The sequence below is a fragment of the Brevundimonas sp. SGAir0440 genome (assembly GCF_005484585.1).
In the GTDB taxonomy this organism is placed as follows: domain Bacteria; phylum Pseudomonadota; class Alphaproteobacteria; order Caulobacterales; family Caulobacteraceae; genus Brevundimonas.
The window spans coordinates 1,329,309-1,352,909 of record NZ_CP039435.1 but is presented as its reverse complement, the minus strand read 5'-3'; the positions used below and the strand labels follow the sequence as shown (position 1 = coordinate 1,352,909).

The window sequence follows — 23,601 nt, the reverse complement described above, 5'->3', positions numbered from 1 at the left end:
GGGGCATGACTGAAACCCTGGCTGCGCCCGTTTCCACCGATCTTCTCAACGACATCGTCAAGGCCGCGCTGAAGGCCGGCGCCGACGCCGCAGAGGCGGTCAGCGCCGATCGCCGATCCCTGTCGGTCGGGGTGCGCAACGGCAAGCTGGAAGACGTCGAACGCGAGGAATCGCGCGACCTGGGCCTGCGCGTGTTTGTGGGCCAACGGCAGGCGTCCGTTTCGGCCTCGGACCTTTCGCCGGCGACCCAGGCGCGCCTGGTCGAGCGGGCGGTGGCCATGGCGTGCTCGGCGCCGGAGGACCCCCACGCGGGTTTCGCGCCCGAGGAACGGCTGGCGCGCGGGCCATTCGTCGATCTGGACCTGTTCGATCCCAGCGAACGCAGCGCCGAAAATCTGGAACAGGTCTCGGCCGAGGCCGAGGCCGCGGCCCTGGCGGTTCCCGGCGTGGCGCGGTCGGAAGGCGGACACGCCGGCTGGTCGTCCAGCCGGTGGCGGCTGGTGACCTCTCATGGGTTCGATGGCGCCTATGAGGGTTCGGCCTTCTCGCTGGGCGTCGGCGTCATCGCCGAAAAGGACGGCGCGATGGAGCGCGGCGGCGAAAGCCGTTCGACCCGCCACCTGTCCGACCTGCCCGGCGCCGACCTGATCGGCCGCACCGCCGGCGAGCGCGCCGTGGCCCGCGTCGGCCCGCGCAAGATCGCCTCGACCACCGCGCCCGTGATCTTCGACAACCGGATGGCGGGCCAGATCGTGTCGCCGGCCATCGGCGCCATTTCCGGCCCGTCGATCGCGCGCGGCACCTCGTTCCTGAAGGACCGCATGGGCCAGCGCGTCTTCGCCGAGGGCGTCACCCTGATCGACGATCCGTTCCGCCCGCGCGGCATGGGATCGACCCCGTTCGACGACGAAGGCGCAGCGGTTCAGAAGCGCGCCCTGTTCGACGACGGCGTCCTGACCACCTGGTTGCTGAACAGCGCCTCGGCCCGGCAACTGGGTCTGGAAACCACCGGCCACGCGTCGCGGGGGCTGGCCGGGCCGTCCGGCGTCTCGACCCACAATCTGCATATGGAGCCGGGCGAGCGCGATCTGGCGGGCCTGATGGCCGACGCCGGGACCGGCCTTCTGGTGACGTCGATGTTCGGCCCGTCGCTGAACGGCAACACCGGCGATTGGTCCGCCGGGGTGTCGGGCTTCTGGTTCGAAAATGGCGTGATCGCCTATCCGGTCAGCGAGGTCACGGTCGCGGGCAAGCTGACCGACCTGTATCTGCGCCTCGAGCGCGGTTCGGACCTGGAGTTCCGGGGCGGGTTCAACGTGCCCAGCCTGATGTTCGATGCGGTGGCCATCGCGGGCAAATGATGCATCTGGACGCCGACCTCGACCTGATTCGCCAGGCGGCCATCGACGCCGGGGCGCTGGCCATCGCCGAGCGTGAGGCGGGACTGAAGATCGAGTCCAAGGTCGGCGGTTCGCCCGTCACCAGCGGCGACCTGAAGGTCGACGCCATGCTGCGGGACAGGCTGCTGTCTGCGCGGCCCGACTATGGTTGGTTGTCGGAAGAGACGGCGGATTCGCCCGAGCGGCTGTCGAAACGACGCATCTTCGTGGTCGATCCCATCGACGGCACCGTCGCCTATATGAAGCGGACGCCGTGGTGGTGCGTGCCCATCGCCGTCATCGAGGACGGCGAGGTCGTCGCCGCCGTCATCCATGCGCCCGAGGTGGACGAGACCTATGTGGCGACGCGTGGCGGCGGGGCCCGACGTAACGGCAAACCCATCCACGCCTCGGATGTCGATACGCTGGAGGACGCCTCGATCCTTGGCGATGCGCGACTGATCGAAGCGCCCTATTTCGTCGACGAACCCTGGCCGTCCATGCGGTTCGAGAAGCGCAACGCCCTGGCCTATCGGATGGCGCTGGTCGCCGCCGGCGCCTTTGACGCCGCCCTGGCCCTGACCCCGAAATGGGACTGGGACGTCGCTGCGGGCTGGCTGATCGCGACCGAAGCCGGCGCCAGGGTCAGCGATCACCACGGGCGGCCGTGGGCGTTCAACCGGCCCGATCCGCGCCAGGCCAGCCTGGTCTGCGCGGCCCCGATCATTCAGCCGATGATCGTGCGGCGCTGTAAAAACGTGCCGCTTTCGACCTGAGGCGGGGACGGAAAAACCCCGGCCCACATTGATCCGAGGGCGTTCTCGGCCTATGCCGCGCGCAAACCTCCCTCCCCCAAAGCCTTCCGGCCCAGCCTTCAGGATTTCCGATGACCGATCAGAACGCCGTCCCGCCGCAACTTCTGCACATCGTGATCGGCGGCGAGCTTCGTCACCTGGGCGAGCCGACCTTCCGCGACCTGTCGCAGGTCGAGTTCGTCGGCGCCTTCGGCAACTATGAAGACGCCAAGAAGGCGTGGAAGGCGCGCGCCCAGGCGACCGTGGACAATGCCCACATGCGCTATTTCATCCTGCACGCCCACAAGCTGATCGATCCGCGCGGCGACGCGGCCTGATCTGAGGGTTGAGTGCGACATCGAGGAGCCGAACCGGCTCCTCGATCCGACGTTTCGATCTGTAGGCGAGGACGACGATGAACCTGGAACCGCAACAGATCTTCCAACTGGTCAGCCTGCTGGCCGTGCTGGCGCTGTTCAGCTTTTCGCTGCGCGGCCATATCGACTACGCTCGCTGGTTCAAGCGGTGGGAGGCCGATCGCAAGGCCCGTCGCGACGCCGAACTGGCCGCCGAGGCGCGCGCGAACGGCGAGGCAGGCGACGAACCGAAGACCGGCCCCTGGGGCTGAAGCCCCCTACTCACGCCGCAGCAGCATGTCGGTCAACAGCGTGCCCCACCAGCCGGCCTTGAACTCGGCGCGGATGGCCTTGGGATCGTAGTCGGGGCTGTCGACCCAATCGATGAAGCTGACGCCCTTTGGCTCGATCTCGTTGACGTATTTCTCCAGCGTATAGTCCAGCACCCCGGTCAGCCCCTCGCGGGAGTGCAGATATTTCTTGGACAGTTGCTTCATGGCGACCGAGATCGGCTCGCCCAGGTGGAAGTGGCGATAGAAGACCGCCATCATGCCCGCCCGATCCGCGCCGGATTTGCAGTGGATCAGCACCGGATACTGGATTGTTTTGAACAGCTCGCGCGCGCGGTGGATGCGCACCGTCTCGGGCGGATCGCGCGAGTCCAGCGGCGCGTCGATCAGGGTCAGACCCAGCCGCTCGCAAGCGTCCTTTTCCAGCCAGTAATAGCCCTCGTCCCGCTTGCCGCGCAGGTTGATGACCGTCTTGACGCCCTTCTTTTTCCAATAGGCCAGTTGGCGCGGCGACGGCTGATTGGTGCGCACCAGATCCGGGCCCAGCCAGTGGGCGTTGGAAAAGGCCACGCGCAAAAACGCGTGGTCGGCCCAGAAATAATGCCAATGCGCCCGAAAACGGCCCATCGCGGTCGAGAGGTCGAAGCGCGCCATGCTCGCCAGATAGCGATTGGGCGCCGCCGCGTCATCCGATCTCGATCCTGATGCGTTGGAATGTTTGTCGAGACCGGAGAACAGCCCGATGAGAACCCTCGCCGCAGCCGCCGTCGTCGCCGCCAGCCTGTGGGCCGGCGCGGCCGCCGCCCAAACGCCGCCCCCCGAAGACCCCGCCCTGATCGCCTATCTGCGCGACCGGGCCAAGGAGGCGCTGGACACGACCCGCTATACGGCCGCCATCACGCCGGACGGGGCCATGACCCTGATCTATCTGACCGGCCCCAACTGGTGCGGCTCGGGCGGATGCCGGCTGCTGGTGCTGGACCGAGCCGGCGAAACCTATCGGTCGGTCGGCGAGATCAGCGTGGCGCGCGCGCCGATCCGGCTCTTGGAGCGACAGACCCATGGCCGACGGGATCTGGGCGTCTATGTCGCGGGCGGCGGAATCATCGAAGGCTATGAGGCCGCCGTGCCTTTCGACGGCCGTCGATACGCGTCCAATCCCACAGTTCCGCCCGCCATGAGGGTCGAGGAGGCGCCCGGCGAAACCCTGATCCGCGCCGACGAGCCGGGCCGTGCGCTTGAACCGTCGCCGGACAAGCCTTGACTTGAAGGGCGGCTCGGACGACCGAGAGCCGATGACCGTCGCCGCCTCCGAAACCATGCCGCTGCGCGCCCTGCTGGCGCGGATTTGGCGCGACTATCTGTCCAAGCACAAGGGATCGCTGATCCTGTCGGTCCTGTGTGCGGCAGTGACCGGCCTGCTGACGGCGGCGCTGCTGAAGCTGCTGGAGCCGGCCGTCAACGGTCTGTTCCTGGGCGGGACCAGGCCGATCAGCCTGTTCGGCCTGGTGACCTTTCCGGCGGACAAGGCCGTCGTCTGGATCCCGGTCGCCATCCTGACTGTCGCCATTGCACGGACCCTGGCCGCGCTGGGTCAGGCGGCCCTTGTCAACCGGCTGGGTCACACCATTGTCGGCGACATCCAGATCCGCCTGTTCGGGGCCATGATCCGCGCCGATCTGGCGCGCCTACGCAGCCAGCATTCGGGTGGTTTCGTCTCCTCCGTCCTGTTCGACGCCAATATGGTGCGCGAGGCCTTCACCTCGGGCGTGGTCAACTACACCCAGAACCTGCTGACGCTGATCGCGGTGCTGATCTACATGGGCTTCATCGACTGGCAGCTGACGATCGTCGTGCTGCTGGGCGTGCCGCTGGTGGCGCTGGTGCTTCGCCGGTTCGGGCGCAAGACGCGCAAGGCCGCCGTCGGCGCGATGGCCGAGACCGAAAACCTGTCGACTGCCCTGATGGAGAACCTGGACGGGGTTCGTCTGATCAAGATCGAGAACCGCGAGGCCGCCGAACAAGACCGCGTCGCCGAGGTGGTCGCCCGTCGCCAGCGCCACGTCATCAAGGGCGCCAACGCCCGCGCCTTCGCCGGTCCGTCGAGCGATCTGGTCGCCTATATCGTCGTCGCCGCCGTCATGGCCTACGCCGGGTGGCGGGCGCAGTCGGGCGACATGACGGTGGGCGGGTTCGCCGCCTTCATCGGCATGCTGCTGGCCGCCGGCCAAGCCCTACGTCAGGTGACCAACCTGGCCACGGTGATGAGCGAGGGTTTCACCGCCGCGCGCCGGCTCTTCGGCGCCTTGGACATCCAGCCTGAAATCCGTGAGGCGGCCGACGCCGCGCCGCTGGCCGCCGGGCCGGTCGAGGTCGTGCTGGACGATGTGTCCTTCGCCTACGCCGGGACCGATGCGCCGACGCTGGACGCGGTCTCCCTGCGGGTCGCGCCGGGCGAGACAGTGGCCCTGGTCGGGCCGTCGGGCGGCGGCAAGAGCACGATTCTGAGCCTGTTGCCGCGCTTCTATGATGTGACCGGCGGGGCGGTGACGATCAACGGCGCGGACGTGCGGGCGCTTCGCATCCAAGACCTGCGCGACCACATCGCCTTGGTGACGCAGGAACCCTTCCTGTTCGACGACACCATCGCCGCCAACATCGCCTATGGTCGGCCGGGCGCGACGCAGGCGCAGATCGAGGACGCCGCGCGGTCCGCCGCGGCCCACGACTTCATCACGGCCCTGCCTGAAGGGTATGCGACCCGCGCGGGCGAGGCCGGCCTACGTCTGTCCGGCGGTCAGCGCCAGCGGATCGCCATCGCCCGCGCCTTCGTCAAGGATGCGCCGATCCTGCTGCTGGACGAGGCCACCAGCGCCCTGGACACCGAGAGCGAGGCCCTGGTCCAGGCGGCGCTGGAGCGGCTGATGCAGGGGCGCGCCACGCTGATGATCGCCCACCGCCTGTCGACCGTCCGGAACGCCGACCGCATCTATGTGATCGAGGCCGGGCGCGTGGTCGAGGAAGGCTCGCACAACGCCCTGGTCGCCAGAGGCGGCCTGTATTCCCGCTTGGCGCGTCAGCAGTCGCTGGACGGCGCCGCGCCCAGCGTCGAGACGGTCGCATGAGGCCGCTTCGCAATCCGGCGGTCCAGTCGGCCCTGGCCTGGACGCTGGCGAAGTGGATGCAGTTCTGCTTTTCCACCATCCGCTGGACGCACGAAAACCAGCAGGCTGCTGAGGCCGTCTGGACGCAGGGCGGCGGGGTGCTGTGCGTGTTCTGGCATTCGCGGATCGGCCTGTCGCCGTCATGCTGGCCGCTGGACCGGGCGCAGCCGGCCAAGGCGCTGATCTCCCTTTCGGCCGACGGCGAGTTCATCGCCAAGGCGGTGGCGCGTCAGGGCTTTCCTGCCGTGCGCGGATCCTCGGCCAACAAGGACAAGGCCGAGAAGGCCAAGGGCGGCACCCAGGCGCTGCGTGACGGATTGAAACAGCTGAAGGTCGGCGCCTTGGCCATCACGCCGGACGGGCCGCGCGGCCCGGCCAATGTCATGGCCGAGGGCCTGCCCCTGATGGCGAAGTTGTCCAAGGCGCCGGTGCTGTTCATCGGCATGTCGTGCAATCCCGCGATCCGTCTGGACAGCTGGGACCGGGCCGTGCTGCCCCTGCCCTTCGGCAAGGGCGCCATCGTGTGGGACCGCGCCGACTATCCTGCTGACGCGGACATGGCCGATGTCGTCGTCGACTGGACCGCGCGGCTGAACGCCGTCGAAGCACGCGCCGATGCGATCACGGGCCTGAAGCCGTGAGGACGCAGCCGTGACGCCTTTGCCGCTGATCGCCTATCGGCTGGCGACGCGCGCGCTGGAGCCGCTAGCCCCGCGCCTGCTGGATGCGCGCGCCAGGCGGGGCAAGGAAGACCCGGTGCGGGTGGACGAGCGGATGGGCTTCACCCGCACCCCGCGCCCCGCAGGCGATCTGGTTTGGCTGCACGGCGTCAGCGTGGGCGAGAGCCTGTCGCTGCTGCCCGTGGTCGAGCGGCTGACGAAGGCGCGGCCGGACCTCACCGTTCTGGTCACCTCCAGCACCGTGACCTCGGCCCATATTTTGGCCGAACGGCTGCCGACAGGCGTGATCCACCAGTATACGCCGGTCGACGCGCCGGGCGTGGTCGAGCGGTTCCTGGACCATTGGCGGCCAAGCCTTGCAGTCTTCGTCGAGAGCGAACTGTGGCCCAATCTGTTGCTGGAGGCGCAGCGGCGGGGCGTGAAACTGGCCCTGGTCAGCGCCCGGATCACCGAGAAGACGGTGGAGGGCTGGGCGCGGTTTCCGGCCTCGGCGCGGGCGCTGACCGGCGCCTTTGATCTGGTGCTGCCGCAGGATGCCGTCTCGGCCCAGCGGCTGGAGGGCATGGGCGCGCGGATCGACGGGCTGGTGAACCTGAAACTGTCGGGAGACGCCCTGCCCCACGACCCCGCCGCCTTCAGCCGTTTGAGCGCCGCCATCGGCGACCGGCCGGTGATCGTCGCCGCCAGCACCCATGAGGGCGAAGAGATCACCATCGTGCGCGCGCTTGACCATCTGAGCGAGCGTGTCTGCCTGATCCTGACGCCACGCCATCCCGAGCGGGGGGCGCACATCGCCCAGGCCCTGCAACGCGACGGCTATGCCTTCGCCATGCGTTCGCGCGGCGAGACGATCGGGCCGGACACCGACATTTATCTGGCCGACACCCTGAACGAGATGGGCCTGTTCCTGCGCCTCGCCGATGTGGTGGTGATGGGTGGCTCGTTCGCGCCCGCCATCGGCCTGCCGCCTGTCGGTGGGCACAATCCGCTGGAGCCGGCGCGGCTGGGCAAGCCGACGATCACGGGGCCGGATGCGTCCAACTGGGCGCCGGTGACGGCGGCCCTAGTCGAGGCGGGGGCCCTGGCCCTGGTTCAGGCGCCGTCCGACCTGCCCGGCGTGATCGAGCCGCTGCTAGAAGACCTGAACGCGGCCAAGGCCATGGGCGAACGCGGGCGTCGCGCGGCGGTCGAGGCTGGAGGCGGGTTGGAGCGACTGTGGGCGCTGCTGTCGCCGCTGATGCCGCAGAGGCAGGGCCGGCGATGAAGCTGAACACGCCGCGCTGGTGGTATGTGCGCGACAGCAACCACGCCCGGATGACGCGAACGGCGCTGAAACCGCTGGGCTGGGTCTGGGCCGCCGTGACGGCGCGCCGGATCGCCAAAGCGGTCCCGGCCGACCCCGGCTGCGCGGTCATCTCGGTCGGCAATCTGACGGTCGGCGGATCGGGCAAGACGCCGGTCGCGCGCGAAACCCTGCGGCTGCTGCGGGCGGCGGGGGGGGAGGCGCAAGGCCTGTCGCGCGGCTATGGCGGGCGGCTGGAAGGGCCGGTCCGGGTCGATCCTCAAATCCATACGGCCGACGATGTCGGGGACGAACCCCTGATGCTGGCGCAAGGGTCGCCGGTCTGGATTGCGCGCGATCGTGTGGCGGGCGCCAGGGCCGCCGTCGCAGACGGCGCGCAGGCCCTTGTGCTGGACGACGGCCATCAGAACCCGGCCCTGAAAAAGACCGTCAGCCTGATCGTCGTGGACGGCGAAACGCGCGGCGACGAATGGCCGTTCGGCGACGGTTCGGTTTTCCCTTCAGGCCCGATGCGCGAGCCGCTGAAGGCCGGCCTGGCGCGCGCCGACGCCATCGTGCTCATGCTGCCGACCGATGTCAAAGAGGCCGATCCCGAACTGCTGGCGATCTTCGGCGCCCTGCCCGTCTTCGTCGCGCGCCTGACGCCCGAGGGGCCGCCGCCGCCGGGCCCCCAGGTCGGGTTCGCCGGCATCGCCAAGCCCTGGAAGGTCGAGCGGTCGCTGAAGGCGGCGGGCTGCGACCTGGTCGACTTCGTCCCCTTCCCCGACCACGCGGCCTATAGCGCCGCCGACATGACGTTCCTGACGGACCGGGCTGCGGTGTTCGACGCCCGCCTGGTCACGACGGAGAAGGACTGGGTCCGGCTGACGCCCGAGCAGCGCAAGGGCGTCGTCGCCTGGCCGGTGGTCGCCCGGTTCGAAGACGAGGCGGCTTTCGCCGCCTTCCTGAACGACAGGATTCAGTCGGCGCGATAGACGACGCCGGACTTCATCACGAACTTCATCCGCTCCAGCTCGGTCACGTCCGTCAGCGGATCGCCCGAGACGGCGACGATGTCGGCGGGCATGCCCACGGCGATCTTGCCGGCCTCGTTGGCGATGCGCAGGTGTTCGGCGGCGCCGACGGTGGCGGCCTGGATGGCCTCGAGCGGGCTCAGGCCGGCGCGGACCAGAAGGGCGAATTCCTGGGCGTTGTCGCCGTGGGCCGAAACCCCCGAGTCGGTGCCGAAGGCGATCTTGACCCCACCCTCATGCGCGCGGCGCGCCATGTCCAGCATCTTGGGACCCGCCTCCAGCGCCTTGGCCGTCTGGGCGGGGGTGAAGAAGTTGTCGGGTCCCGAGGCGATGCGCGCCACGAAGTCCCCAGCCAGCAGGGTCGGGATCAGCCAGGCGCCGTTTGACTTGAACAGGCGGATCGACTGATCGTCCAGATAGGTGCCGTGCTCGATGGAATCGCCGCCGGCCCGCAAGAAGGCGTTGATGCCGTCGACCCCGTGGGCGTGCGCCGTCACCTGGCGGCCCATGCGGTGGGCGCTGCCGACGATGGCGGACAGTTCGTCGTCGCTGAACTGCTGGTTCAGGCCGGCGGCGGTGTTGGACAGCACGCCGCCCGTCGCGGTGATCTTGATGATGTCGGCGCCGGCGCGAACCTGGGTGCGCACGGCCCGCATGCAGTCCTCAGGCCCCGAGCATATGCTTTCGGACGACAACAGGTGCATGACGTCCTCGCGATAGCCGTTGATGTCGCCATGGCCTCCGTGGATCGACACCGACGACCCCGCCGCAATGATGCGCGGTCCCGGCACGTAGCCGTTCTTCACGGCGTTTCGCAGGGCGAAGATGGCCTGGTTCGAGGCGCCCAGATCCGCCACCGTCGTAAAGCCGGCCATCAGGGTGCGACGCGCATAGCGGGCGCCGACCATCGCCTGGTCCGCGTCCGAAAGCGTCACCTCTTCAAGGCGTGCGTTCGGGTTCTGCTGGCTCGTCAGATGGACGTGGCTGTCGATCAGGCCGGGCAGGACAAAGGCCTGGCGCAGGTCCACGACCTTGCCCTGAGAGGCATCGCCGACGAAGCCGTCGCGCACTTCGACGACTTGGTTCCCCCTGATCACGAGAGTTTTATCGCGCTGCACAACGCCGTTCGACGGATCCGCAAGCAACCTTCCGGCTTCAATGAACGTTGTTCCGGGTTGCGCCGAAACGCCTGTGGCCACGGGGATTTGCTGCGCATGGGCGCTTGCCGCCGACGCTATCAGCGCCGCCAGCACGATTCCGAAACGTTTCATCGATCTCTCCCCGCGACGCGTCGGCCGCAAAAATGCCCCACAAGGCTTAGGTTGCCTCGCCCGTAACCAACTGAAACAAACACGCCTCAAGACCAACCGCAACGAGGGCGTCGCATGCGGCTATCGAGACGAGGACTTATTCTGGGCGGATCGGCCATGTTGGCGGGATGCGCCAGCGCGAGCGCTACGGCGCCGCTGACGACGGCCCAGAACGGAACTCCTATCGCCATGCCGCAGGTCGGTCTGCCCACGGTCCAGACCTCCGCCCTGACGCCGCCGCCGCTGGATCCGCGTGGTCACGTTCGCAAGGAGCTGATGGAGCGCGCCATGACCGCGCTGGACACCCACCATCACCGCCTGCCTCTGCGCGACCGGATGTATCTGGTCGATTTCCAGAAGTTCTCGGGCGAGGAGCGGCTGTACGAAGTCGATTTGATCGCGGGTGAAGTGAAGGTCCTGCGCACCTGCCACGGCCGGGGATCGGACCCCAGCCACACCGGCTATGCCCGGCGCTTTTCCAACACGCCGGATTCCAACATGTCCTCGATCGGCGCCTATGCGACGGCGGGCGCCAACTGGGGCGCGCAACAGGGGCCGAATGTGCTGCTGGACGGGCTGGAATATTCCAACGACAAGGCGCGCGAGCGGGCCATCATCGTCCACGGCGCGGACTATGCCGATCCCGACTTCCTGGCGCGCGAAGGCAAGCTGGGTCGCAGCTACGGCTGTTTCTCGGTCGCCCACACCGACCTGCCGGCCTTGCGTGAACGCATGGGCGAAGGCCGACTGCTGTTCGCGGCGGCCTAGGCTTCAGCCCCGCTCCAGCGCCCGCCAGCCGATGTCGGAGCGATTGAAGCCGCCCGGCCAGTCGATCTTCTTGATGGCGGCATAGGCGCGTTCGCGGGCCTGGGCGATGTCGTCGCCCTCGGCGCAGACGTTCAGGACGCGCCCGCCGGACGCGGCCAGCAAGCCGTCGTCGCGGCGCTTGGTCCCGGCGTGGAAGACCTGGACGTGGGGGCCGAAGTCCTGATCGGCGCCGCGGATGATCGAGCCTTCCAGCGGGCTGTCGGGATAGCCCTTGGCCGCCATGACCACGCAGATCACTGTCTGAGGCTTGAAGGCGGGCGAAGCCAGTCCCGAGACATCGCCGCGCGCGCAGCCCAACAGATAGGGGACGATGTCGCCCGCCATCCGCATCATCAGCACCTGGCATTCCGGGTCGCCGAAGCGGGCGTTGAACTCGACCACCTTGGGGCCGTCCTGGGTCGCCATCAGGCCGGCGTAGAGGACGCCGCGATAGGGCGCGCCCTCTTCGGCCATCTTGCGGATCGTCGGCTGGACGATCAGCGCGTCGGCCTGCTGCACCAACTCGGGCGTGAAGACGGGCGCGGGCGAATAGGCGCCCATGCCGCCGGTGTTGGGGCCAAGGTCGCCGTCGAAGGCGCGCTTGTGGTCCTGGGCGCCGCCGAACAGCAGGGCGCGTTGACCGTCGCACAGGGCGAACAGCGAGCCCTCCTCGCCGTCCATGAACTCCTCGATCACGACGCGGGCGCCGGCCGCGCCGAACCGACCGCCCAGCATGCGCTCGATTTCGGCCTCGGCGTCGGGGCGGTCGGGGCTGATGGCCACGCCCTTGCCGGCGGCCAAGCCGTCAGCCTTGATCACATAGGGCGGCCGGAACACGTCCAGCGCCGCCTTGGCGTCCTTGACCGTGTCATAGACGCCGTAACCGGCGGTGGGGATCTCGTGACGTTCGAGAAAGCCCTTCGAAAAGGCCTTGGAGGTTTCCAGCTGCGCCGCCTTGGCGGTCGGCCCGAAGCAGGGAATGCCGGCCGAAGCCAGGCGGTCGGCCAGACCGGCGGCCAGCGCCACCTCGGGCCCCACGACGACCAGGTCGGCCTTGATCTCTCTGGCCAGGGCGGCCAGGCCGTCGGCGTCGTCCGCCTTGACGGCGCGCAGCTCGCATAGCTTCTCGATGCCGGGGTTGCCGGGCGCCGCCACCAGGCGCGTGACCAGCGGCGACTGGGCGATCTTCCAGGCCAGGGCGTGTTCGCGGCCGCCCGATCCGACGAGAAGAATGTTCATGAGATCGGGCAATGACCGGCCGGCGCCGGCCGGTCAAGCGCCCGTCAGACTTAACGCCGCATTCAGCGTCCGATCAGCGCGCCGGCGGGGTCCAGGCCGGCAGGGCCTGAAGCTGACCCGGTGTCAGATCGGTGACCAGATCCCGGTCGCCGTTGCGGTCGATCGGAGACACGTCCGCGATCGGAACCCGCACCTTCATGTCGCCCGGCCCTTCCAACTCTACGACCAGATGGGTCAGGGCGCCCGAGGCGTCCAGCACCAGGGTTTCGACATCGCCCAGATCGACGTTGGCGCGCGAGTACAGGTCCGCGTCCTCCAGCTGGTCGCGGGTCATATTGAAGGCCAAGGCGGCGTTCGAGGCGGCGGCATCGGCCTGCTGGTCCGGCAAGGCCACGGGCGCTGCGCCCGGCGCAGGGGCCTGGACCACATCGTCGTCACGATCCGTGCAGGCGACGACGCCGCCGGCCAGGCAAAGAATGGCGGCGAGCGGGACGAAGCGGTCCATACGACCTCCTTGGGCGTTAGAGCAGGGCCGAGACGACATAGACGCCCAGCCCCAGCAGGATGATGCAGCCGATGATCAGCCATGGGCTCATGGCGCCGCCGCCCCCGGCGCGGCGCGACAAATCGCGCTCGTGCGGGTCACGGTCAGAAGGATCGGTTCCGGGCGGGTCGGCGGCCATGAAAGTCGAACGATAGGGCGCGCGCAGCGTTCCCGGACGGATCGACGCAGGCTAGGGTGGGCCCCATGAGCGACGACTCCTACGTATTCGAAGGCCCGGCCGAGGTCCCAGCCCCTCGTGACAACAATCCGCCCCTGTCGATCTCGGAGCTGTCGTTCGCGCTGAAGCGCACGCTGGAAGACCGGTTCGGCCACGTGCGGCTGCGCGGCGAGGTCTCCAAGGTCAACCGCCACGCCTCGGGCCACGTCTATCTGACGCTGAAGGACGACAAATCGGCCATCGACGGCGTGGTGTGGAAGGGGTCGGCGCGCGGCCTGGGCGTCCAGCCCGAGGCGGGGCTTGAGGTCATCGTCACCGGCAAGATCACCTCCTATCCGGCGCGGTCGTCCTATCAGATCGTGATCGAGAGCATGGAGGCGGCCGGCGCCGGCGCCCTGCTGGCCCAGCTGGAGCGGCTGAAGGTCCGCCTGCGTGAGGAAGGTTTGTTCGAGCCGGGGCGCAAGAAGCCCTTGCCCGCCTTTCCCGCGACCATCGGCGTGATCACCAGCCCGACTGGCGCGGTGATCCGCGACGTGCTGCACCGGATCGCCGAACGCTGGCCCTGTCGCGTCATCGTCTGGCCTGTGGTCGTTCAGGGCGATTCGGCCTGCGGTCAGGTGTCGAACGCCATTCGCGGCTTTGACGGGATGACGCCCGACGGGCCGGTCCCTCGCCCGGACCTGCTGATCGTCGCGCGCGGCGGCGGGTCGGTCGAGGATCTGTGGTGCTTCAACGACGAAGGCCTGGCCCGGACCGTGGCGGCGGCGCGCATTCCAATCATCTCGGCCGTGGGGCACGAAACCGACACCACCCTGATCGACTTCGTGTCGGATCGCCGGGCGCCGACCCCGACGGGCGCGGCAGAAATGGCGACGCCGGTGCTGGCGGACCTGCGCTACGCCGTTGCGGACATGGACCGGCGCATGGTGCAAGCGGGTGGACGGCTGATCGAGGATCGACGCACGCGCCTGCGGGCCGTGGCGCGCGGCCTGCCGGCGCGGCCGGAGGACCTGCTGGCTCTGGCGCAACAACGGCTGGACCATGTTTCGAGCCGGCTGGGATCGGGCCTGCAACGCAACGTCGCCCTGCACGAGCGGCATCTGGCGGTGACGGGCGGCAAGCTGAGCCCGGCCCTGCTGCGCACGCGGATCGAGCGAGGTCAGGACGGGCTGCGGGGCGCGGGCGACCGGCTGGGCGCCGCGCTTCAGGCCGGCGTGGCGCGCGGGGAGCGGCGGCTGTTGCAGGTCTCTGGGCGGCTGTCGCCCGAACCGCTGCATCGACGGCTGGACCAGCGTCAGGCCCGGCTTGAAGCCGTCGGCGCGCGACTGGACGGCGTCCTGCCGCGCCGGCTTGAGCGCGAAGTCGATAGCCTGACGGCGCTGTCGCGCGCGTTGACGACCCTGGACCCCGGCCGTCCCAAACCCGGCTTCGCCCGCGTGGAAGATCCAGACGGCGCCTGGATCACCTCGGCCAAGGCGCTGGAGGCGGGTCAGGCGGTCCGGCTGGTGTTCGGCGATGGCGTTCAGCCGGCGACGATCGACGGCGGCGAATTCCGTCCGTCCCCGCCGCGTCCGGCGGCCAAGCCGAAGCCGTCCGCCGCCGATCAGGGCAGCCTGTTCTGAAGGCGGCGGATATGATCCGCGTTTTCCGCTTCGCCCCGGCGCCGCTTCCTGCTAACGGCGCCGCATGAAGATCACGCGCCTCGCCGTCACCGCCTATGTGTTCGCCCTACTGATCATCGTCCTGGATCAGCTTACCAAGGCCTGGATCATCAGCGGCCTGTCGTTGCAGGAGGTCGGCCGCATCCCCGTCTTCCCGCCGATCTTGAACTTCAGCTGGGTCGAGAACACCGGCGTCAGCTTCGGCCTGTTCGGCGGCGGCGAAGCGCGCTGGGGCCTGGCCATCTTCTCCATCGTCGTCTCAGCCGGCCTGGCCTGGTGGGCGACGCAGTCGAACCGGCGCCTGCTGATCACCGCCATCGGCTTTGTCATGGGCGGGGCCCTGGGCAATGTGATCGACCGCATCCGCTTCGGCTATGTGGTCGACTTCATCGACTTCTCGGGCACCGGCGTCTTTCCCTGGGTGTTCAACATCGCCGACAGCGCCATCACCATCGGCGTGGTGCTGCTGATTATCGACAGTCTGGTGTCTGACAAGCCTGTGAAGGTTGGCGCGGCCCCCGAAAAGTCGTAATCACCCCGTCTTCACTATGCCGACTGCGCCATCGCGGCGCTTCCTGCATCAGCCGACCAGAGCCTGAAACCATGCGTATCCGCAGTGTCGCCGTCCTGACCCTCGTCGCCTCCTCCGCGCTCGCCGTCTCGGCCTGCGGCAGCATCAAACAGGGCATCGGCCTGACCAAGGTGGTGCCGGACGAGTTCGTCACCGTCTCGACCGCCCCGCTCAGCATTCCGCCGGAATACGGCCTGCGTCCGCCCGCGCCGGGCCAGCCGCGCCCGCAGGAACTGGCCCCCGAAAGCGCCGCGCGTCAGATCCTTCTGGGTCAGCGTCAGGCCGTCACCCGCACGCCAGGCGAACAGGTTCTGGTGGCCCAGGCCGGCGGCGACCAGGCCGACCCGCTGGCCCGCTATGTCGTCGATGACGAGTTCGGCGATCTGGCGCACAAGGACGAAAGCTTCGCCAACCGCCTGATGTTCTGGCGCAAGGACGACGCCTCGACCCAGGCCCCGACGGTCCGCCAGACCGCCGAAGGCCAGAAGACCATCGACGCCTCGACCGAGGCAGCCCGCCTTCAGGCTCTGACCGGCGGCCAGCAGGCCATCACGATCCAACCGCGTCGCAGCAACGGCTTCAAACTGCCGGGCCTTTAAGGACCGCTACGACGGACGCTTGCCACGGCGGCGTCCGTCCTTATTGTAAACGGACCTGATCAGGAGCCGTTTGCATGACCGAAACCGTCGATATCGCCGCCCTGTCCGGGATCGATCAACTGCGTCTGGGCATGACGGGCGGCTTCATCGCCCCCATCGCCCGCACCGTCGGCTTTGAACTGACCGAAGTGGAAGAAGGCCGGGTGGTGTTCGAGGCCATCCCCACCATCGCCGTCTATAATCCGCTGGGCACGGTCCACGGCGGCTGGATCTCGACGGTGCTCGACTCGGCCTGCGGCTGCGTCGTGCATTCCACGCTTCGGCCGGGCCAAACCTATACGACGCTGGAACTGAAGACGGTTTTTCACAAGGCGCTGACCGCCGGCACGCCCGTTCGGGCCGAGGGCCGGATCGTTCAGGCCGGTCGCCGCGCAGCTTTCTCGGAGGCCGATCTGCGCGGCCTGGACGGCAAGCTCTATGCGACCGCGACCTCGACCTGCCTGGTCATGGAGCGCTGAGGGGAGCGCCGAGGCCAGCAAGCGTTTGCCGCGCCTCGCTTTAGCCGCTATCAGCGGCGAGCGTTGATGATCGGCCGCCGATCGTCGTGCGCCCTCTCTCGCTGTCGGAAAAATAAGCTGATGCGTCGCGTGTTCACCGCCCTGGCCGCCCTCTCCATCGCGGCCTCCGTCCTGCCCGTCGCCGCCGAGGCCCAGACCTCCCAGCGTCAACGCGAGCGCGGCGGGCAACAGCAGCAGGCTTCGGGTGAAGACGCCGCGCCGTCGCGCGCGCCGCGCATTGCGCCCTTGCGTCGCCGCGCCAACGCCGGCCCCTGCCCCTATGTGAAAATCCTCTACGACGCCGCCCGCTTCGTCGAACTGGAAGGCGGCCGCGCCGCCGTGGCCAACGTCGGCTACACCGGCGAGATCGAGGGCATCGCCTCGGACTGCGAATATCGCGAGGCTGATCCGATTCGCGTCGACATGGACGTGCTGTTCAACCTGGGCCGTGGTCCGCAGGCGGCGGGCGAACAGCGCACCTACCGCTACTGGATCGCGGTGACGGAGCGGAACAACGCCATCCTGTCCAAGGAATATTTCGACCTGCCGGTGAACTTCGAAGGCCAGCGCACCGCCTCGGTGACTGAAAAGCGCACCATCGTCATTCCGCGCGCCGGCATCGAAACCAGCGGCAGCAACTTCGAAATCCTGGTCGGTTTCGACGTGACGCCGGAAATGGCCGAGTTCAATCGCTCGGGCAGCCGCTTCCGCGTCAACGCCGGCACGACGCCGGCCGCCCCCGCGCCTGCCTCCGCACCGAGCCAATAATGTCTGATCTGAAGACCGTCCTCAGCGAAGCGGTCGCCGCCGCCTTCGCCGCCGAAGGCGTGGATGCGGCCCTGGCCCGCGTCACCCCGTCGGACCGCCCCGACCTGGCCGATTTCCAGTCGAATGGCGCGCTCGCCGCCGCCAAGGCGCTGAAAACCAATCCGCGCGAACTGGCCGGCAGGATCGCCGAGCGGCTGAGCGCGGACGTGCGCTTCGCCTCGGTCGAGGTCGCCGGACCTGGCTTCATCAATCTGAAGCTCTCCGACGCCCTGCTGGCCGAACGGACGACCGAGGTGGCGAACGACGCAGACCACGCGGGCGCCGCGACTGTGGCCGAACCGCGCCAGGTTGTCATCGACTACGGCGGTCCCAACGTCGCCAAGCCGATGCACGTCGGCCATTTGCGCAGCGCCATCATCGGCGAGAGCCTGAAGCGGTTGTTCCGCTTCCGCGGCGACCACGTCACCGGCGACGCCCACTTCGGCGACTGGGGCTTCCAGATGGGCCTGCTGATCGTCGCCTGCGGCGACGAGGGTCTGGCCGATGCCTTCATGGCTGAAGGCGACGGCCCCTTCCCGGCCGAAAGGCCGGTCACCCTGGCCGATCTGGACCGCCTTTATCCGCAGGCCGCCGGCAAGGCCAAGGAGGATCCGGCCTTCCGCGATCGCGCCCGCAAGGCGACGGCGGAACTTCAGAACGGACGTCCCGGCTACCGCGCGCTCTGGCAGCATTTTGTGGCGGTCAGCCGTGAGGCGCTGAAGCGCGAATACGGCGACCTGTCGGTCGATTTCGACCTGTGGAACGGCGAAAGCGACGCCGATCCGCAAATGCCGGAAATGCTGGCGCACCTGAAAGAGACCGGCCTGCTGGTCGAGGACGACGGCGCCCAGGTGGTTCACGTCGCTAAGCCCGGCGAGACGCGCAAGAAAAAGCTGGCCGATGGCTCGGTGATCGAGGCCCCCTCGCCTCCGCCCCTGCTGGTCATCAGCTCGGAAGGTTCGGCCATGTACGGAACGACCGACTTGGCCACGATCCTGGACCGCAAGAAGGCCCTTTCGCCCGACCTGGCCCTCTATGTCGTCGACGAACGCCAGGCCGAGCATTTCGAGCAGGTCTTCCGCGCCGCATATCTGGCCGGTTACGCCGAAGAGGGCGCGCTGGAGCATCTGGGCTTCGGCACGATGAACGGACAGGACGGCAAGCCCTTCAAGACCCGCGCGGGCGGGGTGCTGAAGCTGCGTGACCTGATCGATCAGGCGACCGAAAAGGCGCGCGAGCGTCTGCACGAGGCCAAGTTGGGCGACGACCTGTCGCCGGAAGAGTTCGAGGCCATCGCGCACAAGGTGGCCATCGCGGCCCTCAAATTCGCCGACCTGTCGAACGCGCGCACCACCAGCTACGTCTTCGATCTCGACCGCTTCATGAGCTTCGAGGGCAAGACCGGGCCCTATTTGTTGTATCAATCGGTCCGCATCAAATCCCTGCTGCGCAAGGGCGCTGAACAGGGATTGACGCCCGGCGCCATTGTCATCGCCGAACCGGCGGAGCGCGATCTGGCCCTGACGCTGGACGCCTTTTCGACGGCCGTGTCGGACGCCTACGACAAGCGGATGCCGCATCTGGTCGCGGAACACGCCTATCGGGTGGCCCAGTCCTTCTCGAAGTTCTACGCCGCCTGCCCCGTGCTGATCGCGCCGGACGAAGCGACTAAACGTTCGCGCCTGGCTCTGTCGGCGGCGGCTCTGCGCCAGCTTGAAATCGCGTTGAACCTGCTGGGCATCGACACGCCGGAGCGGATGTAGGGTATAGACAGGGCGACATCCTCCCGGAGATCGCCCATGTCGCTCGACGCCTATATCGCCGGCTTGCCCAAGGCCGAACTGCATCTGCACATCGAGGGCTCGCTGGAACCCGAGCTGATGTTCGAACTGGCGCAGCGCAACGGCGTGTTCATTCCCTACGACAGCGTCGAGGCGGTCAGGGCGGCCTATGATTTCTCTAACCTGCAGGACTTTCTGGACATCTATTACGCGGGGGCCGCCGTCCTGCTAACGCGGCAGGATTTCGAGGATCTGGCCTTCGCCTATTTCCAGCGCGCGGCGGCGGACAATGTGCGCCACGCCGAAATCTTCTTCGACCCCCAGACCCATACCGACCGCGGCGTGCCGTTCGGCGTGGTGGTCGAGGGTCTGATCGCAGGCATGGACAGGGCCAAGGCGGAGCTGGACGTTTCCAGCGGTCTGATCCTTAGCTTCCTGCGCCACCTGACCGAGGACGAGGCCTTTGCGACGTTAGAGGCCGCCAAACCCTATCTGCACCACTTCATCGGGGTGGGTCTGGACTCGTCGGAGGTCGGCCATCCGCCGTCCAAGTTCCAGCGCGTCTTCGCCGCCGCGCGGGAGCTGGGCCTGAAACTGTGCGCCCACGCGGGTGAGGAAGGCCCGCCCGCCTATGTTCATGAGGCGCTGGACCTGCTGAACATCGACCGGATGGACCACGGCAATCGCTCCATGGAGGACGAGGCGCTGGTGCAGCGGCTGGCCACCGAGCAGATGACCCTGACCGTCTGCCCTCTGTCGAATCTGAAGCTGTGCGTGGTCGATGACCTGAAGCACCATCCCGTCCCCGAGATGCTGCGCCGGGGTCTGCACGTCACCCTGAACTCGGACGACCCGTCCTATTTCGGCGGCTATGTGAACGACAACTACAGCCGGCTGGCCGAGGCCGTCGGCCTGACACGCGATCAGGTGACGCAACTGGCGAAGAACAGCTTCGAAGGCTCGTTCCTGGGCGAGGCGGAGAAGGCGGCCTACCTAGCTGAGGTGGAGGCCTATGCGCAGGGATGAATACCGCTCAAGCCGCTCTCGCCATCGCTGGCTGGTTCAGCTTGGCGACAGGCATGATCAGCAGCATGGGCGCGCATCTTGCGGCTGACCACAGAAGGCGAAACGGGCTCGTTCCACGGAAGACCCCGGACTTCTACGACTTCTCGAAAAATGTCTTCTACTTCGGCATAGGGCCGTCGTTCAGGACGATCTTTTCCGACGCCCACCGTCATTACAAAAGCCGCTTCATAACGCGTTGCGTGAAAGTCGCGCGGGTGGCTTTTGTTCTGGCCGCCGCCCTCCTCGCTGCATTCTTCGTAAGCCTGATTATCTGGTGATCGACGCCCTTTAGATCGCTTCGTGTTCCTGTTATGTTCCGGCGATGGAGCGGGACCACACAGATGATGCGAACCTACGCTGGCTGTTCGTCGATCTGAACGCCTTCTTCGCCAGCGTCGAACAGCAGATGAACCCGGACTGGCGGGGCAAGCCGGTCATCGTGCGGCCAGCCGAGAGCGAATACACCGGCGCCATCGCCGCCAGCTATGAGAGCAAGGCCTGGGGCGTTCATACCGGGATGCGGGTGTCCGAGGCGCGCAAACTGTGCCCCGACCTGATCGTCGCCGAGGCGCGCCCCGACCTCTACGTCAAAATCCACCAGCAGATCATGGCCGAGATCGACCGCCATGTTCCGGTTTGGAAGGTCGGCTCCATCGACGAATGTTCCTGCGAACTTCTGGGTCCGGAACGGCTGGAGGCGAACGCCGTCGCCCTGGCCCGACGGATTCAGGCGGGCATCCTGCAAAACGTCGGCGACTGTCTGCGGTCGTCCGTCGGGCTGGCGCCGTCGCGGTTCCTGGCCAAGACCGCCTGCGGCATGCAGAAGCCGGCCGGCCTGACGGTGCTGCGGGCCAACGAGCTGCCCGGCCCCTTGCTGGACCTGCCGCTGTCAAAATATCCGGGCATCGGCTCGCGCATGCAGATCCGGTTGCAGGCGGCGGGCGTCACCGACACGGCCGGCCTTTGGAACATGAGCGCAAAACAGGCCCGCGCGGTCTGGAACAGCATCGAGGGCGAACGCATCTGGCGCGGCCTGCACGGTCTGGACAGCGAGCCGACGCCCGAGAAACCGCCCGCCTCGATCAGCCACAGCCACGTCCTGGCCCAGGCCATGCGGACCCCGGACAAGGCGCGGGCCGTGGCGCGGCGGCTGGTGGTCAAGTGCGGAGCGCGCCTGCGGCGCATGGGCCTGACCGGCGCCAGCCTGACCCTGCATCTGGACATGGGGCCGAAGGCGACGCCCCGAAGCGGTCGTCGCGGCTGGGAAACGGCGGCGATGAGTTGTCCCATCGCGCCGACACAGGACACCTTCGCCCTTCTGGCCGCGCTCGACAGCCTGTGGCGCAAGGTCGAGCCTGAACTGGAGGCGGGACGCCTGAGCTATGTCGGGGTTGGGGTGCATGGCCTGAAATCCCGCGACGCCTTCGAGACGGACCTGTTCGCCGCCGGCCCGGATCAGGACGGCGACGCCCCGTCCCTGCGCCTGTCCCAGGCGCTGGATGCGCTGAACCGCCGCTATGGCAAGGACACCGTCAGCATCGGCCCGAAGGCCGGTCTGCCCGACTATATCGGCGCCAAGATCGCCTTCACCCGCATCCCCGAGGCCGAGGATTTCTGGGAGTAAATCACCCACTTTCGTCATCCTCCGGGGAGCGTAGCGAGACCGGAGGACCCAGCGGCGCCGCAGGCGAAATCCCTCCGCCGCACGATGTTTGACCATCTCATATGCGACAGGTTCGCGCTCTCGCGCGCCGCTGGGTTCCGGGTCTTCGCTGCGCTTCGCCCGGAATGACGAAAGGAAGGGGTTAGCCGAGTAAGGTTTCGGCCCTAACTTCCGTCACGCCCAAGGCCCGAAAACTGTCTCGGGCCGCCGCCTCGGTTTGCGGCGCGATGGCCCGACTGGCGTCGGCGATCACCACGGCTTGGAACCCTTCGCGAACCGCGTCCTCGGCGGTGAAGCGGACGCAGTAGTCGAAGGCCAGACCGCACAGGAAGACGCGTGTCACGCCCAGTTCGCGCAATAGGCCGGCCAGTCCCGTCGGGGTGCGGTGATCGTTCTCGAAGAAGCCGGAATAGCTGTCGACCACCGAACTATAGCCCTTGCGGATCACGGCCATGGCCTTGTCGACCGTCGGCGCTGCATCAGGATGGAAGTCGGCGCCAGGCGTGCCCTGAAGACAATGATCCGGCCACAGCATCTGGCGACCGTAGGCCACCTCGATCTCGGTAAAGGGCGCCGCGCCGGGGTGGTTGGAGGCGAAAGAAATCTGGTCTGGCGTATGCCAGTCCTGCGTCACGATCACGCGGTCGAACCGGGCCGACAGCCGGTTGATCAGCGGCATGATCCCCGCGCCGCCCGCCACAGCCAGACGGCCGCCTTCGCAGAAGTCGTTCTGCGGATCGATGACCAGAAGGGCGTCGCTCATCACACGCCTGCGTAGACGTCGATCTCGTTGGCCGAGCCGAGCGCGACGGGGATGCGCTGGTGCAGATGCTCGGGCTGCACGTCCAGAATGGCCTGACGACCATCCGTCGTCGCCTTGCCGCCCGCCTGCTCGACCAGGAAGGCCATGGGGTTGCCTTCGTACATCAGACGCAGCTTGCCCGGCTTGTTCGGCTCGCGCCGGTCCCAGGGATAGAGGAAGACCCCGCCGCGCATCAGGATGCGGTGAACATCCGCCACCATGGCCGCGACCCAGCGCATGTTGAAGTTCTTGGCTCGCGGCCCCTCTTCGCCCTTCAGCAGATCGCCGACATAGGTCTGCACCGGCTCGGCCCAGTGGCGCAGGTTTGACATGTTGATGGCGAACTCCTTGGTGTCCGGCGAAATGGCGATGTCGTCGTGGGTCAGGATCCATTCGCCGTCGTTCGACAGGGTGAACCCTTTCACGCCCGCGCCGGTCGTCAGCACCAGCATGGTCTGCGGCCCATAGACTGCATAGAGGGCGGCGACCTGATTGCGGCCGGGCTGCATGAAATCGGCCTCGGTCGGGGTCGCCGTCGCGGACTTCAGCACCGAGACGATGGTGCCGACGGGCGCATTTATGTCTATGTTGGACGAGCCGTCCAGCGGGTCGAACAGCACCAAATAGTCGCCCGCCGGGTTCGAGGCTGGCTGGACCTCGTCCATCTCTTCCGATGCGACGCCGGCGACGGCCGGGCTGGCCAGCAGGGCCTCGGTCAGCATGTCGTTGGTCATGACGTCGAGCTTCTTCTGCTCCTCGTCCTGCACATTGATCTGTCCCGATGCGCCCAGCGCCCCGGCCAGGGCGCCGCCCGCGACGACCTTGCTGATGTCCGCGCAGGTGGCGGCGACCACGGCCAGAACCGTCTTCAGCCTCTCGGGCGCATCCAGGGCGGCGATATGGGCGTCGAGGCGTGTGCGGGTCATGCGGTCGGTCCGGTTCTGGGCGTTGCGCCGTTTTGGCCGGGGACAGGCCCCAGAGCAAGGCGGCGGGGCGAGGCGACAACGAAAACGCCCCGGCGAAACCGGGGCGCTTCCT

Annotated in this window: 26 protein-coding genes; 19 read left to right on the top strand and 7 right to left on the bottom strand. The window is 67.9% G+C overall.

Translation table 11 applies throughout. From position 1 onward, the window contains the following. Positions 1-5: 5 nt before the first annotated feature. The 4 genes from E7T10_RS06590 to E7T10_RS06575 all read left to right on the top strand — a co-directional run bounded on the left by E7T10_RS06590 (position 6) and on the right by E7T10_RS06575 (position 2,801). Entirely contained in the window at positions 6-1,361 is a 1,356-nt protein-coding gene (locus E7T10_RS06590; protein WP_137721193.1) for a TldD/PmbA family protein, read from the top strand. Further along, entirely contained in the window at positions 1,358-2,155 is a 798-nt protein-coding gene (locus E7T10_RS06585) for a 3'(2'),5'-bisphosphate nucleotidase CysQ (protein WP_137721192.1), read from the top strand. Before E7T10_RS06590 ends, E7T10_RS06585 begins: the two co-directional genes overlap by 4 nt. Before the next feature lie 110 nt (positions 2,156-2,265). Then, positions 2,266-2,511 (top strand): DUF4170 domain-containing protein, encoded by a 246-nt coding sequence (locus E7T10_RS06580; RefSeq protein ID WP_045810318.1) that lies wholly within the window; start codon positions 2,266-2,268, stop codon positions 2,509-2,511. A gap of 77 nt (positions 2,512-2,588) precedes the next feature. Further along, complete coding sequence (locus tag E7T10_RS06575; RefSeq protein WP_137721191.1) at positions 2,589-2,801, top strand: hypothetical protein; 213 nt, start codon at positions 2,589-2,591, stop codon at positions 2,799-2,801. A 6-nt stretch (positions 2,802-2,807) separates the two neighbouring features. Here E7T10_RS06575 and E7T10_RS06570 read toward each other — a convergent pair whose 3' ends face one another. Further along, a complete protein-coding gene (locus tag E7T10_RS06570) occupies positions 2,808-3,473 on the bottom strand; it encodes a tyrosine-protein phosphatase (protein WP_137721190.1) in 666 nt (221 codons plus the stop codon). Positions 3,474-3,561: 88 nt separating this feature from the next. On the opposite strand from E7T10_RS06570, the gene E7T10_RS06565 reads away from it, so the two are divergent. The 5 genes from E7T10_RS06565 to lpxK are packed head-to-tail and all read left to right on the top strand — an operon-like array spanning position 3,562 to position 8,940. Beyond that, positions 3,562-4,083 carry a hypothetical protein gene (locus E7T10_RS06565; RefSeq protein ID WP_137721189.1) on the top strand — a complete coding sequence of 174 codons (522 nt, stop codon included), beginning with the start codon at positions 3,562-3,564 and terminating at the stop codon, positions 4,081-4,083. 31 nt (positions 4,084-4,114) lie between these two features. Next, a complete protein-coding gene (locus tag E7T10_RS06560; protein ID WP_137721188.1) occupies positions 4,115-5,944 on the top strand; it encodes an ABC transporter ATP-binding protein in 1,830 nt (609 codons plus the stop codon). After that, positions 5,941-6,624, top strand: coding sequence for a lysophospholipid acyltransferase family protein (locus E7T10_RS06555; protein WP_137721187.1), 684 nt, complete (start codon positions 5,941-5,943; stop codon positions 6,622-6,624). The genes E7T10_RS06560 and E7T10_RS06555 overlap by 4 nt, the downstream gene beginning before the upstream one ends. Positions 6,625-6,634: 10 nt before the next feature. Then, on the top strand, positions 6,635-7,927 hold the full coding sequence (locus E7T10_RS06550; RefSeq protein ID WP_137721186.1) for a 3-deoxy-D-manno-octulosonic acid transferase: 1,293 nt from the start codon (positions 6,635-6,637) through the stop codon (positions 7,925-7,927). Beyond that, on the top strand, positions 7,924-8,940 hold the full coding sequence (gene lpxK, locus E7T10_RS06545) for a tetraacyldisaccharide 4'-kinase (protein WP_137722578.1): 1,017 nt from the start codon (positions 7,924-7,926) through the stop codon (positions 8,938-8,940). The genes E7T10_RS06550 and lpxK overlap by 4 nt, the downstream gene beginning before the upstream one ends. Here lpxK and E7T10_RS06540 read toward each other — a convergent pair. Beyond that, positions 8,925-10,250, bottom strand: coding sequence for an amidohydrolase family protein (locus tag E7T10_RS06540; protein WP_137721185.1), 1,326 nt, complete (start codon positions 10,248-10,250; stop codon positions 8,925-8,927). The genes lpxK and E7T10_RS06540 overlap by 16 nt on opposite strands. 114 nt (positions 10,251-10,364) lie before the next feature. Between E7T10_RS06540 and E7T10_RS06535 the strand changes: the two genes are divergently transcribed. Beyond that, positions 10,365-11,057: a murein L,D-transpeptidase catalytic domain family protein gene (locus E7T10_RS06535; RefSeq protein ID WP_137721184.1), complete on the top strand. Its 693-nt coding sequence runs from the start codon at positions 10,365-10,367 to the stop codon at positions 11,055-11,057. A 3-nt stretch (positions 11,058-11,060) separates the two neighbouring features. Here the strand turns inward: E7T10_RS06535 and purD are convergent, their stop codons facing one another. From purD to E7T10_RS15710, 3 genes are all read right to left on the bottom strand, one after another. Then, positions 11,061-12,335, bottom strand: a complete 1,275-nt coding sequence (gene purD, locus E7T10_RS06530) for a phosphoribosylamine--glycine ligase (protein WP_137721183.1) — start codon at positions 12,333-12,335, stop codon at positions 11,061-11,063. Between the two features lie 73 nt (positions 12,336-12,408). Then, a complete protein-coding gene (locus E7T10_RS15715; RefSeq protein ID WP_168189901.1) occupies positions 12,409-12,840 on the bottom strand; it encodes a hypothetical protein in 432 nt (143 codons plus the stop codon). Between the two features lie 16 nt (positions 12,841-12,856). Continuing rightward, entirely contained in the window at positions 12,857-13,018 is a 162-nt protein-coding gene (locus tag E7T10_RS15710) for a hypothetical protein (protein WP_165115848.1), read from the bottom strand. 65 nt (positions 13,019-13,083) lie between these two features. Between E7T10_RS15710 and xseA the strand changes: the two genes are divergently transcribed. The 9 genes from xseA to E7T10_RS06480 all read left to right on the top strand — a co-directional run bounded on the left by xseA (position 13,084) and on the right by E7T10_RS06480 (position 21,722). Continuing rightward, complete coding sequence (xseA, locus tag E7T10_RS06520) at positions 13,084-14,679, top strand: exodeoxyribonuclease VII large subunit (protein ID WP_137721182.1); 1,596 nt, start codon at positions 13,084-13,086, stop codon at positions 14,677-14,679. Positions 14,680-14,743: 64 nt separating this feature from the next. Beyond that, positions 14,744-15,250: a signal peptidase II gene (lspA, locus tag E7T10_RS06515; RefSeq protein ID WP_055753290.1), complete on the top strand. Its 507-nt coding sequence runs from the start codon at positions 14,744-14,746 to the stop codon at positions 15,248-15,250. Between the two features lie 71 nt (positions 15,251-15,321). Continuing rightward, complete coding sequence (locus tag E7T10_RS06510; protein ID WP_017505319.1) at positions 15,322-15,888, top strand: DUF3035 domain-containing protein; 567 nt, start codon at positions 15,322-15,324, stop codon at positions 15,886-15,888. Between the two features lie 74 nt (positions 15,889-15,962). Then, a complete protein-coding gene (locus E7T10_RS06505) occupies positions 15,963-16,406 on the top strand; it encodes a PaaI family thioesterase (protein ID WP_137721181.1) in 444 nt (147 codons plus the stop codon). 120 nt (positions 16,407-16,526) lie between these two features. Next, on the top strand, positions 16,527-17,213 hold the full coding sequence (locus E7T10_RS06500) for a Tat pathway signal sequence domain protein (protein WP_137721180.1): 687 nt from the start codon (positions 16,527-16,529) through the stop codon (positions 17,211-17,213). Next, entirely contained in the window at positions 17,213-19,015 is a 1,803-nt protein-coding gene (argS, locus tag E7T10_RS06495) for an arginine--tRNA ligase (protein WP_137721179.1), read from the top strand. The genes E7T10_RS06500 and argS overlap by 1 nt, the downstream gene beginning before the upstream one ends. Positions 19,016-19,051: 36 nt before the next feature. Further along, positions 19,052-20,059 (top strand): adenosine deaminase, encoded by a 1,008-nt coding sequence (locus E7T10_RS06490; RefSeq protein ID WP_137721178.1) that lies wholly within the window; start codon positions 19,052-19,054, stop codon positions 20,057-20,059. After that, complete coding sequence (locus E7T10_RS06485; RefSeq protein WP_137721177.1) at positions 20,056-20,376, top strand: hypothetical protein; 321 nt, start codon at positions 20,056-20,058, stop codon at positions 20,374-20,376. Before E7T10_RS06490 ends, E7T10_RS06485 begins: the two co-directional genes overlap by 4 nt. 44 nt (positions 20,377-20,420) lie before the next feature. Beyond that, positions 20,421-21,722 carry a type VI secretion protein ImpB gene (locus tag E7T10_RS06480; protein WP_137721176.1) on the top strand — a complete coding sequence of 434 codons (1,302 nt, stop codon included), beginning with the start codon at positions 20,421-20,423 and terminating at the stop codon, positions 21,720-21,722. A 181-nt stretch (positions 21,723-21,903) separates the two neighbouring features. Here the strand turns inward: E7T10_RS06480 and E7T10_RS06475 are convergent, their stop codons facing one another. Continuing rightward, positions 21,904-22,524, bottom strand: coding sequence for a nicotinamidase (locus E7T10_RS06475; protein ID WP_137721175.1), 621 nt, complete (start codon positions 22,522-22,524; stop codon positions 21,904-21,906). Next, complete coding sequence (locus E7T10_RS06470) at positions 22,524-23,489, bottom strand: class 1 fructose-bisphosphatase (RefSeq protein WP_137721174.1); 966 nt, start codon at positions 23,487-23,489, stop codon at positions 22,524-22,526. Before E7T10_RS06470 ends, E7T10_RS06475 begins: the two co-directional genes overlap by 1 nt. Positions 23,490-23,601 lie beyond the last annotated feature (112 nt).